We start from the raw sequence: 15,728 nt of genomic DNA, 5'->3' as shown, positions 1-15,728 counted from the left end.
TAGAAATAAGTAACAGTTCAGCCTTGCATTTCTTACATTCATAAACCTGCCAGCGAGCTGTCAGTCGCTGCTTTGCAGCTTTTGTTTACTCATTTCAGAAATGAAAGGCTATTCTACCATAAAAAGCTACTTAACAATACAATGAACAAGCTCATTGTATTGCCAATTATCTTTTTATGGCTGAACTGTTACAGAAATAATATTATAGGTAATTGCGAAACTATCATAATTTGTGATTAGGTTGTACAATTAGCACAATATATAATTAGTTTCGCATTTATCTAAAATAATACAATGTTTAGTTAAATTTGTAATCTGCATCATAATATATAATATACTATACTTTTGTGCTGCGTACCATTCCAAATTGAATTGAAATTTAGCTGAGTAGGGATTAAATGTATTTGTTATTGTTTGTGTCTGCGGTGTTGCAGGCGGAAAATTCTTATATTTAATATAAAGACAGAAAATTTGCTACTTGATATTATAAATATAATATTATAAAATAAATATAAGTAAAAAATTGGAAAAAGGCAAATCTGAATCTTGTATCGTCTGGCAGATTTGTTTAGGAAAAGACGGTGCAGAAAAGAGGCAAAGGATGAAGATTACAAATATTCCGGACATCAACGACTTTTTTAAGGTGGTTGACAAATGCGAAGGGCGTGTAGAACTTACATCATCAGAGGGAGACAGAATCAATCTTAAAAGTAAACTTACGCAGTTTGTGGCAATGGCTCAGCTTATGAACACGACATATGTAAAAGAACTTGAGATAGTAGCATCAGAACCCGAAGATGCAAACAGACTCCTTGATTATATGATGAAAGGAAAAATCTGATACATTTATATATTTTGATGTTGGGGTCAAAAGGTATTTTGCCCCTTGCATCATATTTTATATGTATAAGCATAAGGAATTAAAGTAAAAAACAGAGAGTATGAATATTTAATTCATACTCTCTGTAATTACTAAGATAAGTGTTGAAAATAAAGAGTTAATATATTTCAATAAATTATAGTCAGGAATACTTAATAGTGTTAAAGTGCCGAGTAAACAATATCTCTTATTACCTGAATATCCCTATAGCCATTGCCGCCGCATTTTTGTATTACATAAATGATGGCAAGATTTTCTTTTGGGTCCATTGCGACATAACTTCCAAGCCAGCCGTCCCATCCAAATTCACCCTCTGAGCCAAAACTCTGGCTTGCAGGAACATCCATCATTACACGCATGAGATTTCCGTAGCCGTAGCCTTTGATAGTATCCCAGTCATACATTTCAAGCTGTTTTGGTGTGAGATTGTTTCTTGTCATTATCTCAACTGTTTTTCTGCCGAGTATGCGTACATTTCCAAGCGTTCCTTTACCAAGCATCATATTTACAAATTTTGAATAATCATCTATCGTAGAGACAAGTCCTGCTCCGCCCGACTCAAAAAGCGGTTTCTTTTTGTGCATATATGTAAGTCCCAAGTGCTGCCAGGTGCAAGGCTCCATTGTCTGTGTTTCAGGCATATACTGGTAGTTTTGCATAAAACGGTTTTGTTTTTCTATAGGAACATAAAAGTCAGTTTCAGTCATTCCTAGTGGCTCAAATATTGTTTCCTTAAGGTATTCGCCATATGTCTTGCCGGTTACGACTTCAATCACCGCACCTAGAACATCGGCACAAAAACTGTATCTCCAGCCCTCGCCCGGCTGAAATTCAAGTGGCTGCTCACCGATAAGTACAGCAAGGTCATATGTAGATATAGGATTTCCGGCTTCGACATCGGCATAATACTTATCTATCATATTTTGCATTTCTTTTCCGGCAGGGAATGAAGCATCAGGGTAAGTAAGACCTGCTGTCATATTGAGAAGATCCTGAATGACAACTTCTCTTTTTGCAGGAACATAGCCTTTTTCAGTGAGAACAGTCTGGTTTTTAAAACTAGGGATAAAGTTGCTTACCGGGTCTGAGAGAGCGATAACTCCTTTTTCAACAAGTGTCATAACGGCAACTGCCGTGACCGGTTTTGTCATAGAATAACATCTGAAAATTGAATTTCTTTCCATCGGAATATGATTTTCTTTGTCTGCTTCGCCATATTCATTTCTGTAGACTTCCTTGCCGTCTTTTATAATACAAATGGCTGCTCCGACATTGCAATCAGGGTCTTTTGAGTTTCCTATAAGTGTTGATGAGATTGCATCATCAAGTCTTTTTAAAATTTCTGTATTCATTGTTTCCCTCGATTCTTATTTAATGTACTCTCGAAATTCTTTGATCAAAAGATTTAGAGAGTATATTTTATTCATGCGAAAGCAGAGTGAGTATGGAACAAATAAATTTATTCTGTACGATTGCATCCGCAAGGTATTTGACTAGTGTACTGGCATGTTGCTATTTAGTTAAATATGAATAGGTCAGCACACTAGAATGTTTTGTTAAAAAATTTAAAATTTTTATATTTTATAGTTTATCACAGCATGATGGAAAAAAATACTGTATTTTTGACATTTGAATAGTAGTATAAGTTAGATAAAAAAATACATACTACTTATAAAGTGTTAATGGTGAAGTAATTATGTAACTACTTATAGGTTATGTTTGTACAATTTAATCAAAGATTCTGAGAGTACATGATATTACAAAGGAGGTTCATATGATGGGGACAGGTATGAATCATTTTCAGGTTTATCTGATAATGTTTTTGACGGGTGGTTTTCTTTATTGTGGAATTGAAATTTTATACCGGGGATATTCCCATATTTCAATGCTGCTGGCAGGCGGATTATGCTTTATGCTCGTAGGAGCTGTTGAAAATTTGTTAGGTGATGGGGCATCGCTTATAGGGCAGATGATTATATGTGGTCTTATGATAACCGGTGTTGAATTTGTAGTCGGTATGATAGTCAACAGGCAGATGCATCTTAATGTGTGGGACTATTCCGGGCAGCAATACAATCTTAAAGGGCAGATATGTCTGCTATATACAAATTTATGGATTTTATTGTCATGTCCGGTGATAGTATTGCATGATTACATGGAATATATACTTTTGGGAAGTCAACTGCCGAATTATAAGATTTGGTGACATTTTAAGAATGAAAGGGGATTTTTATGGGGAAGTTTATAACTAATTCTTTTAAGTTAAGAAAAGCAGATGAGAGCAGGAAGAATGTTCCTTTTGAATATTATGCAGTTTTTTCGGGAAAGGAATTTAATATTCCTGTCGTCGATGTTTTTAGGAAAGGAAAAATATTTGGCAGCAGTCTTGATTTTGCAAAGGTGGTTTTTCTGCCTGTTGGGGCAAAATCTTATGAAAATGCGTTAGATATGGGACAAAAGATTGTAACATCAATAAAAAAGAAAATAAGATATGGGACTATGTCATCAATCGAGGAAAATGATGATATTTTGACAAGGGACATAAGGGGTTATCTCTATGATATTTTTGATGTTATGAAGATGATGTCATCGGCAGTAAAAAGCTGTGGATTTAAGATGGGAGAGGATGTTGTATTTATGCTTGATGCTGGGGCAGGGAGATTATATAGGAAAGAAGCGGATATGTATTATTTTCCGGGGGAGAGTTCTAAGAGAAAAGATAAGTTAAATACTCAGGGGAACGAGGAGGAGACATGGCAGAATTATATAGAAAAAGAGGTAGGCTGTCAGTGTGAGGGAGTGGAGTATAGGACTTGCTGTGACAGTCCTGCTTTCAGTATGGAAAGTCTGTGTGACAGAAAAGTGCCTGACTATGAGAGAGGTGTTGACAGAGCTTTTTATCCTATGGTGTCAATGTATGAGAGAAACAGTGAGGATATTATGGATAATATTCTGCCTAAGACACCTGATACAAAGGCGGTGTCTGTTCTTCGCTCAGCTTTGGAGATGACAGACTATTATAAAAAGCTGTGCGACAGATTTCCGGTGATTGCAATATCCGGGGCACTTGCCGTGAATGATGTAAAGGGGTGGGAGATACTTGATGATAAATTGGGGGACAGTGTGGTTTTTCTGGATGATGGTGTTTTCTAATGAATATAAAGAGCGGACGCCGTGAATAAAGGTATTATTCCACGCTCATGGACGCTTTCGCTCGGAGAACATTCGCCGCGGTACATAAGCGAGCTTCAAAACGCTCGCCAAGTACCGATGATGTTCTAACACCATTCGGTCGGAATAATACCCCTTATTCACGGCTGTGTATCGCAAGGATTTATATATAAAGTTTGATATTATTAAATTTTGGTATTACATAAAAATAGTAAACGAAAATTACCTTTATAAGCAGGCAGCATAGCCTGCTACAAATAGCCGTTTGACAAAAAAATTAGTTTTTAGAAAAAGTTGAGATATAAATATACAAAAAATAATAAGTTTATGGTTTTATTTTGGGATGAGATATATTAGAATACATTATGATTTGTGTGGAAATTTCTGAGATGTGATGGTAGAATTGTAGGTTTGAACAGTAACTATAATATTCGGAAATAAAAAAATTTGAGGAAAAAGTATATATATTTACTGAGGATAGCGTGAAAAATAAAATTTTTCACACTCAGGATTTGTGTCTGCGTACACTTGACACAAATCTTATATATGAAATATAGATTAGTTCACATTATACAAAAAATGTGTGCAGAAATGAGGTTTTTATGTTTGAGTTAAATGAGAAAAATTATGCGAAAGCTGCCAGACAGGCTGTAGCTGAGGGATGTGTACTTCTTAAAAATGAGGGCGGTGTGCTGCCGCTTGTTAAAGGGACAAAGACTGCGGTTTTTGGTATTGGAGCTTTTTATTATTATAAGGGCGGTCTTGGCTCAGGTGGTCTTGTTAATACAAAGTATGTTGTCAGTATTCTTGATGCTTTGAGAAAAAGCGAGGATATTAGTGTGGACGAGTGCATTTGTGAGGAGTATGAAAAGTGGATAAAGGAAAATCCTTTTGATGAGGGTAACGGCTGGGGAAGTGTTCCGTGGTCGCAGAAAGAGATGCCTTTGTCAGAGGAGTTTATCTGTGAAGCTGAAAAGAGAAATGATGTGGCAATCGTTATCATAGGAAGAACAGCAGGTGAGGATCAGGACAACAGAGCCGATGAGGGCAGTTATTATCTGACACAGACTGAGCGTGAGCTTATTAAGAATGTTACTGAAACTTTTGAAAAGAGTGTTGTTTTGTTAAATGTCGGAAATATAATCGACATGAAATGGGTGGATGAGTATAAGCCGTCTGCTGTTATGTATGTCTGGCAGGGCGGTCAGGAGGGCGGCAACGGTGTCCTCGATGTTCTTGACGGAACGGTTAGTCCGAGCGGAAAGCTGACTGATACCATTGCTTATAATATAGAAGATTATCCGTCAGCATCATATTTTGGAGATGCTGACAAGAATTATTATGTGGAAGATATTTATGTAGGTTATAAATATTTTCAGACTGCTGCCGCCGATAAAGTGATGTATCCGTTTGGTTTCGGTATGTCATATACGGATTTTGAGATAAGCGGCAGTGTAAAAAATGTTGATGAAAACAGCGTTGTTGTGGATACAGCCGTGAAAAATACCGGTGATTGTGAAGGAAAAGAGGTTGTACAGATTTATATCGAAGCCCCTCAGGGAAAACTTGGAAAACCGGTGCGTACATTTGCCGGATATGCAAAGACCAAAGAGTTAGCTACAAATGAAAGTGAAAATATAAGTATCTCATGCCCTAAATCATATTTTGCATCGTATGATGACGCAGGTATTACAGGACATAAGTCTGCGTTTGTGCTTGAAGCTGGTGAATATAAAGTTTATGTGGGAAACAGTGTTGCTAAGGCTCAATGTATCGGAAGTTTTTCACAGGAATTTCAGGTAATGGAACAGCTTGAGGAAGCACTTGCACCGATTGAGGAATTTGAAAGGATGCATCCGGTTTCAGAAAACATTGAAGAACAGACAGTAGAAAATAGTAATGATAATATTGAAATACAGTCTGCAGAAAAAAATCAGAAAAATTCATGTGAATACAGTATGGGATTTGAGAAAGTTCCTTTAAGAACCATAAGCCTTTCGGATAGGATTGAGAGTGAGATGCCTGAGGAGATATTATTTACAGGTGATGAGGGGTATTCGCTTAAGGATGTTGCAAATGGAAAGATAGATATTGATACATTTATCGGACAGCTTTCGGATGAAGACCTCATGTGCCTTATGAGAGGTGAGGGAATGTGCAGTATGAAAGTAACCCCTGGAACTGCTGCCGCATTTGGTGGTCTTACACCGTCGCTTGAAAGATTTGGAATACCTGCACTCTGTTGTGCTGACGGACCGTCGGGAATAAGAATGGACTGCGGAACTAAGGCATTTTTACTTCCTATAGGAACATTGCTCGGAGCAACTTTCAATGATGAACTTATCGGGGAACTTTTTGAATATTTCGGTGCCGAGATGAAATATAACCGCATTGATACTATTTTAGGACCGGGCATGAACATACACAGACACCCTTTAAATGGAAGAAATTATGAGTATATTTCGGAGGACACGATTCTTACCGGAAAGATATGTGCGGCAGAGCTTAAAGGACTTCACAGAGCGGGTGTGGAGGGAACGATAAAACATTTCTGTGCAAATAATCAGGAATTTCGCCGTGCTGATGCAATGGGTGTGATTTCAGAGAGAGCACTTAGGGAAATTTATTTAAAATGTTTCGAGATAGCGATAAAAGAGACTGGATGCAGCTCGGTAATGACTACATACGGACCATTTAACGGACTCTGGACATCAGGGAATTATGACCTTTGCACAACGGTTCTCAGAAAAGAATGGGGATTTGACGGTATTGTTATGACTGACTGGTGGGCGGTTGCAAACTGGGAAGGAGAAAAGCAGGATAGAAAGAACAGAGCGGCAATGGTTCAGGCTCAGAATGATATATTTATGGTATGCCCTGATACGGAAAATGAAAATGCCATCGACAATATAAAAGCACAGTACACGATAGGAAAGATAACAAGAGGACAGCTTCAGAGAAATGCAAAGAATGTGCTTAAATTTGCACTCAACAGCCTTGCAATGCAGATAAAACTTGGAAAAGTTGATATAGAGGAATATGCTCCTGAGTGGGATACAAGCTACAAACCTGAAGGAGAACTTAAGGCAGTTGTTGCAAAAGACGGTTCATTTGCAGTATCAGATGAACTTGCATTAGAAATTCTTGAAGATGACGGAATGTATTTCAATGCAGTTGATGCACAAGCAGGGGAGTACAGTGCAGTTATAAATATAACTTCACAGCATAACGAGTACACGCAGATACCTATATCCGTATTTATAGACAATGATTATCGTGGAACTATCACATTCCAGGGAACAAATGGAAAAGAAGATGAGAATGAAATTTCCATTGGAAAACTTGGAGAAGGAGAACATTATGTCAGAGTGGCTTACAGACCGCATGGCATAACGATGAATAAGATTGTTATAAAGAAGAATGATTAGAGTGGTGTTTGATATTTGCCTGACATGATAACATATGATATTATTTTTGTATTGACGGTGATTTAAGGAGAAGATGTATGAACTTATCTAATGTTAAAATAAAAAATTTTCGCAATATTGAAGAATTGGATATAAATTTCAAACCCGGGTTTAATTTGATTAAGGGTAAAAATGGAAAAGGGAAAACATCTGTTTTAGAGGCGATAGCTGTCGGACTTGGAGGATTTATAAGTGGAATAACAGGTGTTTCTACAAGGCATTTTAATATTGATGAGGTAAGAACTGAATATTTAAAGATAGGTGACGGTTCTTACAGTAAAAAATATCATGTTCCTACGGAAGTTACGATAGCTGCACAATTATATGGCGAGGAATATCAGTGGACTAGAGGTAAAAGCAGTATTAAAGCATCAAGAAGTACAACACAGCCCAGAGATATATGCAGGAGAGCGGAGAAAATGGCTGAAGATGATAATGTAGAACTTCCGATTCTTGCGTACATAGGAGCTGGCAGAGTATGGAATCAGATGAGGCAGAAATGGGAAAATCCGTTTAGAAAACACTATTTCAGAACAGTGGGATATACAGATGCACTTATTGAGGCATCTAATGAAAAATTGTTGATGAGCTGGTGTGTCAAGATGGAGCAAATATCATGGCAAAAAGAGAAAAAAATAGCAGAGTATGAAGCTGTTAAAACAGCGGTAGCTAAATTTATGGATTTTATGGAGGAAAAAGAGGGACATATTGTATTTTATGATAAGCAGGAAGAACAGATGATGTATAAGTCGGATGATGTGATACAGCCGATAGAGCATCTGAGTGCAGGTTATCAGTCTTTAATTTGGACGGTGTTTGATATTGCGTATAGAATGGCAGTATTAAATCCGTCGAAACTTGACAGGATTGCACAGACAGCGGGTGTTGTCCTGATTGATGAAATCGATATGCACCTGCATCCAAGATGGCAATGGAATGTTGTGGGTGCACTGCTTAATACATTCCCAAATGTTCAATTTATTGCGGCAACCCATGCACCAATATTATTTGCATCATATAAAAATATATGGCTTATAGATGTGGATGAGGACGAAGTCAGGTATTCAGAGTCACATTATGGTATGGATGTTAATACTTCTATGCAGTATTATCAAAATACACAGGAAATTCCGGAAAAAGTAAGACAAAAAGTTGAATTATTTAATAAAAAAATGGATGATGAAAAGTATGAGGAAGCTGCGGTGATTTTGAGACAGCTTGAAATAGAAACAGCTCCGGCTCATCCGTTGTTAGTAGAACTGCGTACAAGATTTGAATTTGAAAGTACAGATTGGGAGAATCAATGATATATATAAAGAAAGGGAAAGAACCTGACTCATTAACTAAATATAAAAAACAAAAGTTTGCTTATTATGATGGCTATAAAGAAAAAGATGATGTGCGTGAAATGCTTTTAAAAGAGCAGGGGTATCTCTGTGCTTATTGTATGAGAAGAATTGATATAAATCATATGAAAATAGAGCATTGGTTTCCTGAAAATGAGCTGAGTGATATAGAAAGATTAGACTATAGGAATATGCTGGGGTCATGTGAGGGGCATATAGATGGAACGAATGGAAAAAAAGATGATACGTGTGATTCGCATAAATCCGGGGATAAGATAACGGTAAATCCGTTAGACAATAGTACATTGTGTTCTATAAAATATAATTCTGAGGGTAAGATTTATTCAGATAATAATATTATTGAGAATGACATTGATGTTATATTAAATCTGAATTCAGAAAAACACCTGCTTAAGCTGAATAGAAAGAGTATGCTTAAGCAGGTTAGAGAAGAATTATGCAAAATGCAAAAAAGAGGAATATGGGGCAGAAATGTATTGGAAAAAGTAAAAAATAAATACATAAATGCCGATGAAAACGGTTATAAAAAAGAATATGCAGGTGTTGCAATCTGGTATATAGATAAAAAATTAAATAGTGTTACAATAAAATAATAATCTGTATTTTTTTTCCATCATCGCTTTTAGCATGAATCGTTCCGCCATGCAGTGTGACAATGCTTTTTGCGACAGAAAGACCGATTCCTGAGCCACCCGGGGCAGAACCACCGGGACCTCCGTTTGTGTCTCCATCAGGCTTTGCAGGAGGAGTGCCCTGCGGCATCCCACTTGGTGGAGTCATGTTATCACTTGTATTTACTGTCTCTGATTTTGTTTTTTTATATTTCATGTGCATTAAATTAAAGTAATTATTATCTGTTGTTCACACTGTAAGTCTGAGCAGCAGGTTAATATGTTGTTTGGTTATATCCGTATAATACAATGCAAAGTTAAAATGAACTTAAAAAGTAACAGTTCAACCCCAAAAAAGATAAGTCAATAATACATTGAGCAAGCTCATGTATTATTGACTTATCTTTTTTGGGCTGAACTGTTACATCATAAAAAATTAAAATATGATTTTAAATGGAAATATTTAAAAATATATAGTATAATAAAAAAGATAGGTGTATTCCTATCGGCAGATATCTAGAGTACATTAAATAATAAAGGGGGAAAATACATGAAATTAAGCACTAAAATAAGTATTGTATTCAGTTTGACAATTATTATACTGGTTTATATTATCGGTACAGAGGCATGTTTATATAGTTATAGTTCAACTATTTCTCTTGTGGAGAAAAATTCAAGGTCATCGGCAAAGACAACAGCAAGGGATATAGAGGCACTTTTGCAAAATTACAAAAATATTGCAAAAGCTTCAGGTTCTGATATGACATTGATTGGAAATATTCCTAATGAAGTAAGAATGAAAAAGGTTGAACAGCTTGCAAAACAATATGGTTTTACGAGCGGAAATCTGCTGGATAAAAAAGGTGTGAGTATCAAGGATGGCACAGACTTTAGTGATAGAGATTATGTAAAAGCAGCACTTAACGGAAAAACCAATATTTCAGATGTGACATTAAGTAAATATACAAATACATATGGGATAAGCATAGCAGCACCACTTATATCATCTGGCAGGATTATAGGTGTGGTTTATTATAGAGCTGATGTTGATTTTATGAATGATATTGTAAAACACATTTCTGTAGGTCAGGGAAGTTATGCTTATATACTTGATGAAAATAACAATGTCATTGCACATAAAAATGAAAAATATATAATGAACGATAAGTATAAGGAGATGATTCCTAAAGATATTAAAAACTGTATATCTTCACAGAATGGCAGCATGACCTGTGCTTATGGCGGTGATAAATATATATGCGGCTATTCAAAGATAGATAAAACGGCAAATTGGCGTGTTGTTATAGCATCACCGGAATCAGCATATAATTCGGATATACTCAGATTTGTCAAAAAACTTGTTATAAGTGATATTATAGCACTTATAGCAGCCATAATAGTAGCACTTATAATAGCAAGAGTGATAAGCAGACCAATAGTAAGGGTGAAAAATCTATTGTCAGCATTGGCACAGGGAGATTTATCAGTGCAGCTTAACGATACCAAAAATAAAGATGAGCTTGGCATACTTCAAAATTCGGCGGTATCGCTTAACAGGATGCTTTCGGATATGCTTACACAGTCGGGGGATGTTCTTTCAAAGATGGCAGCATATGACCTTACATCCGAGGATATGAGAGAATATCCGGGTAAGTTTAATGAGCTTGCAGCTTCGATAAATTCAATCAAGGCTATTTTAAGCAATATGATATTAAATATACAAAATTCATCTGTCAATGTTGACGGTGGTTCAAAGCAGCTTGCAGAGGCGGCTTCAATGCTGTCGGAGGGTACTATGGCACAGGCATCTTCATTACAGAAACTTGTTACGGATGTGGAAAATGTAGCACAGAATATAAATGCAAATTCCGATAAGACTATTTTTGTTAATGAAAGTCTTGGCAATCTTGACAGCGAGATAAAAGACGGAAATCAGAAAATGCAGGAACTTTCCAATGTCGTAAGAACAGTTGAGGAAATGTCCGAGGATATCAAAAAGATAGTAAATACGATAGACGGTATTGCTTTCCAGACCAATATCCTTGCATTAAATGCTTCTGTAGAAGCAGCAAGAGCAGGAGAGAGTGGCAGGGGTTTTGCTGTTGTGGCACAGGAGATTGGCACACTTGCCACAAAGAGCAGTGATGCTTCTAAAAAGACGGCAGAGCTTATAGAAAAATGCATAAAAGGAATAGAAAGTGCAAAAGAGTATGCAGATATAACCTCAGATTCACTTGCAAAGATTGTGTCAGATTCAAACAATATTGCAAATGCATTTGATGAAATGTCTAAGGCAAATGAGATACAGGCAAAAAATGCCAACGATATAAGAAATGAGATAGAAAACATATCACAGGTTGTCCAGTCAAATACGGCTACGGCACAGCAGACGGCAGCCTCAACGGAGGTTCTTTCAGAGCAGGCGGCGGCACTTAAGGATATGACGGGAAGATTTAAGGTTGATTACTAAAAATTAGTTTAACGATATCAGTAAAAGTTTTGAGATACCTGGCGGTTTACAAAAGCATATATATCATAATAAAAGATTAAGCTGTAAAAAGACATAAAAATATACTATTTATGACATTGTTATGGCTTGAAAATTTACTTTAATATAGTCAGGGAATTCAAAACAGTCTTAAATATTAAATTGCTGATTACAGCCATATTGTAAGCAGCAATAGTGATGGAGCTGTTACATTATTATGTGGCAGCTTCATTGCGTATGTGAACGGTAAATAAAGATGACTTTTAGTATAGTCAGCAAAAAGTATCCTGTTTGCCGCAAAACGGCAGATTTGTTAGTTTTTTAATGTAAAACACAACTGATTATCAAAATGAATTGTTAAATAAAAAATGTTAATATAAATTAGGATGATACATGGACTGACATCACACGCAGGTCGGGTGACAGGTCGTATCGAAGGTAGAAAAAACAACAAAATAGGAGGCATTTATGAGGAAATCATTAAAAAAGATAATGACATTTGCCCTTTCGGCGGCAATGGCAGTTACCGGTGTATCAGGTACAAGCTTTGCATCTGCTGCAACAAAGACAAATGAAGGCGGAGCAGTTATGGCTTCATCAACAAACGAGGTTGAGACGCCTGACAATCCATCCCCATATACAGACCTTTCAGCAGGTGAGATAATATCAGAAATGGGAACAGGATGGAATCTTGGAAATACATTAGAAGGACACCAAAATTATGCAGTTGGGGAAACTGTATGGCAGAATGCAAAAACTACAAAGGCATTTGTAAAATATGTACATGATGCAGGCTTTAATACAATCCGTATTCCGGTCACATGGGGAAATATGATAAATGCAGACTATTCAATCAATGAAGAGTGGATGAACAGGGTTCAGGATGTAGTTGATTATGCTACAGTAGAAAATATGTATGTTGTATTAAATATTCATCATGACGGTACAGACAATAATTCAGATTATGAGGGTACTTATGGTGATGAAAAATATAGTCATGGCTGGCTTGACATTACATCTGATGATGAGACAGTATGGAGTGGAGTTAAGACAAAGTTTGCAGGAGTGTGGAAGACGATTGCAGAAAGATTTAAAAATTATGATGAGCATCTTATACTTGAATCAATGAACGAGGTATATATTCATGGTCAGGGCTGGACGGCAGATGCGGAGTCAATATCTAAACAGAACAAAAAGATAAATGAACTCAACCAGATATTTGTTGACACTGTGAGAGCAACAGGATCTAACAATGCCAAAAGATGGCTTACGGTGTGTTCATTAAATACAAATATCAAATATGCATTAGGAAATTATTCAACAAGCTTTGAAATTCCAAAGGACAGTGCGGCAGGAAAAATTATGGTAACTGTTCATGATTATGATGCATATAACAAAAATTCGGTAAATGAAGCAACAGATGCATCGTATGCAAATCAGTTTAAACAGCTTAAGAGTAAATTTGTAGACAAAGGTGTGCCGGTGCTTGTAGATGAGTATGGTTTCCAGACAAAGATTATTCCGGATGCAAGAGCGTGCAAATTTGAGGGTGTAAACTACCTTGCAAAGAAGTACGGAATGGTTGTTGTTGCATGGGACAACAACGGAGCAGGCTCAGGAGAGTCGTTCAGAATTTTAAACAGATACTTTAATAAGCCATATTCCGTAAAGACGGTATCCGCTATTATGAGAGGATACTTTGTAGATACAGAGGCTCCTCAGTACAGATTTGATGCTTCTGACGGAGAACTTGCGATTACAAAAATAACATCTGTCAAAACAGATGCAGATGATGTGACGCTTAAAGTTGGAGAGAAAAAGCAGATAACAGCAACAACAGAACCTGCCGGAAACAATGATGTAGTTCTCTGGAAATCTGATGATTCTAGTGTAGCTTCAGTTTACAATGGAAAGATTACGGCTACTGGTGTCGGAACAACAACAATCCATGCATATTCACAGGCAGATGCATATGACAGCAGTACAACGACAAAAGTTGAAAAGACAATAAAAGTAACTGTTGAAAAGACAGACCTTGCAAAAGCAACAACAGCTATTACTACGGATTTTGACTCATATAAACTTGAGGAAAAACAGTCTGCATTTATAAATGCCATTGCAAAAGCGGCAGACGGAAGTGCAAATGGTGCAGCAATAAGATATTCTTCATCAAATGAAAAGATTGCAACTGTATCACGCAATGGAAAGATAGCAGCAACAGGTACAGGTGTTGCAGTAATCTCAGTAATAACAGCAGATGGCTTTGAAAAGAGCATAAATGTGACTGTAGGTTCAGTTACGGAGAGTGCTTATGAGACAAACCTCGGACTTCGTCTGTACTACTTTGATGAGGCTGCAAATTCATACAACTACACGGATGTTGCCACGGACAGAGTAGCTGTTAAAGCAGACGGTGAATACACATTGACGATAGATGCAGATAAGGATTTAAACGATATAGCTAAAAAAGCACTTGCAGATGCAAACGGAAATGCCTGCATTAATCACATAGCATCACTTTATATAATGGATGCAGATGTGGCGTCACAGAAACTTACAAAATCACAGATTCAGAGTGGTAATATCATATACAAAAAATTTGTTGTTAATGACACTAAAGAAATTGAGATAACAAACAAAGAAGCTAAGTCAGTAATGAGTGGTACAACATTTGATACCGGAAATCCTTTAAATGTATGGGATGGTTCAGTGATTTCGTCAGGAATAGAGTCAAAGACAAGCAGCGAGGGTGCACAGTATCTTGACTTTGCAAGTGACATAGGAAGTGTAAAAAAGATAAGTGTGACATTTACATTATCAGGACTTTCAAGTATGGCGGTATCCAAAGATGATGAACAGCCTGACAGCAAACTTGATGAAGATGATGACAATACTCAAAAGAGTGATGACAATAATAATGACGACAATAACACAGACACAACTGAGGCAAAGAGTGTTAAAGTGGGAAGTGTAACATACAAATACATTAAGTCATCAAACAAGATAACAGGTGTTGAGTACGCATCAAACTCAAAGAAAGCATCACTTAAGACAGTAAGCATACCTGCAAAAATAAAAGTCGGCAAAACTACATATAAAGTAGTAAAGGTATCAAATTCAGTATTTAAGAATGCGAAGAAACTTACAACAGTAACTATAGGTGCAAATGTAAAACAAATAGGAAAAGATGTATTTAACGGCTGCACAAAACTAAAGAGTGTTAAAGTAAACTCTAAAGTCATAACAAAAGTAGGAGCAAATACATTTAAGAAAACAGCTTCAAAGCTTGTGATAAAAGTTCCTTCGGCAAAACTTTCTTCATATAAGAAGATATTCAAAGGAAAAGGTCAGAGTAAAAAGGCTGTAATCAAAAAATAAAAAGAGTAATTTATTTATAAAAATTTGCAAACACCCTCTTATAATATGTTTTATAAGGGGGTGTTTGTGTTGAATGAAGTTTGTTTCTTAACGAAAGCAAACAGCGTTGTCTGTATAGCTTTAAAGCAAGCTGTTCAAAAATGGAGATCAGTGTAAAAAATTTACTGTTTATTCATTATTTCCGGTTGAATTTGTGATATAATTAACTCCAAAATCCAGATGCGTTGCAGGAGAACAAGCTCTCCTGCATTGCGAATTTGTGATATAATTAACCAACAGTGTTAATTGGGTTTACTGCTCACTTGCATAGCTTGACGGCAGTGTCAGGTATGTGAGTGGGCAGTAATGTCGTTTTTGCAAATCTAT

Annotated in this window: 10 protein-coding genes; 8 read left to right on the top strand and 2 right to left on the bottom strand. The window is 36.5% G+C overall.

All coding sequences use genetic code 11. The annotated features are described in order from the left end of the window. Positions 1 to 601 precede the first annotated feature (601 nt). Positions 602 to 841, top strand: coding sequence for a polya polymerase (locus DW721_RS09155; RefSeq protein WP_118745562.1), 240 nt, complete (start codon positions 602 to 604; stop codon positions 839 to 841). Between the two features lie 200 nt (positions 842 to 1,041). Here DW721_RS09155 and DW721_RS09150 read toward each other — a convergent pair whose 3' ends face one another. After that, a complete protein-coding gene (locus DW721_RS09150) occupies positions 1,042 to 2,232 on the bottom strand; it encodes a serine hydrolase (protein ID WP_118745561.1) in 1,191 nt (396 codons plus the stop codon). 422 nt (positions 2,233 to 2,654) lie between these two features. On the opposite strand from DW721_RS09150, the gene DW721_RS09145 reads away from it, so the two are divergent. The 5 genes from DW721_RS09145 to DW721_RS09125 all read left to right on the top strand — a co-directional run bounded on the left by DW721_RS09145 (position 2,655) and on the right by DW721_RS09125 (position 9,478). Further along, on the top strand, positions 2,655 to 3,086 hold the full coding sequence (locus DW721_RS09145) for a hypothetical protein (protein ID WP_022013221.1): 432 nt from the start codon (positions 2,655 to 2,657) through the stop codon (positions 3,084 to 3,086). A 26-nt stretch (positions 3,087 to 3,112) separates the two neighbouring features. Next, on the top strand, positions 3,113 to 4,033 hold the full coding sequence (locus DW721_RS09140) for a hypothetical protein (protein ID WP_118745560.1): 921 nt from the start codon (positions 3,113 to 3,115) through the stop codon (positions 4,031 to 4,033). A 620-nt stretch (positions 4,034 to 4,653) separates the two neighbouring features. After that, positions 4,654 to 7,479 (top strand): glycoside hydrolase family 3 protein, encoded by a 2,826-nt coding sequence (locus DW721_RS09135; protein ID WP_118745559.1) that lies wholly within the window; start codon positions 4,654 to 4,656, stop codon positions 7,477 to 7,479. Positions 7,480 to 7,556: 77 nt separating this feature from the next. Then, on the top strand, positions 7,557 to 8,825 hold the full coding sequence (locus DW721_RS09130; RefSeq protein WP_118745558.1) for an AAA family ATPase: 1,269 nt from the start codon (positions 7,557 to 7,559) through the stop codon (positions 8,823 to 8,825). After that, entirely contained in the window at positions 8,822 to 9,478 is a 657-nt protein-coding gene (locus DW721_RS09125) for a retron system putative HNH endonuclease (protein WP_118745557.1), read from the top strand. Before DW721_RS09130 ends, DW721_RS09125 begins: the two co-directional genes overlap by 4 nt. Here the strand turns inward: DW721_RS09125 and DW721_RS16365 are convergent. Further along, positions 9,465 to 9,713, bottom strand: coding sequence for an ATP-binding protein (locus tag DW721_RS16365; protein WP_243035979.1), 249 nt, complete (start codon positions 9,711 to 9,713; stop codon positions 9,465 to 9,467). The two genes, DW721_RS09125 and DW721_RS16365, sit on opposite strands and share 14 nt — an antisense overlap. Positions 9,714 to 10,046: 333 nt before the next feature. Between DW721_RS16365 and DW721_RS09115 the strand changes: the two genes are divergently transcribed. Next, on the top strand, positions 10,047 to 11,966 hold the full coding sequence (locus DW721_RS09115) for a methyl-accepting chemotaxis protein (RefSeq protein ID WP_118745555.1): 1,920 nt from the start codon (positions 10,047 to 10,049) through the stop codon (positions 11,964 to 11,966). 486 nt (positions 11,967 to 12,452) lie between these two features. Next, a complete protein-coding gene (locus DW721_RS09110) occupies positions 12,453 to 15,362 on the top strand; it encodes a cellulase family glycosylhydrolase (protein WP_118745554.1) in 2,910 nt (969 codons plus the stop codon). The last annotated feature ends 366 nt before the right edge of the window (positions 15,363 to 15,728 follow it).

The organism is Clostridium sp. AM27-31LB, from assembly GCF_003480745.1.
GTDB lineage: Bacteria > Bacillota > Clostridia > Lachnospirales > Lachnospiraceae > Butyribacter > Butyribacter intestini.
This window is presented reverse-complemented; position numbering and strand designations above follow the sequence as displayed.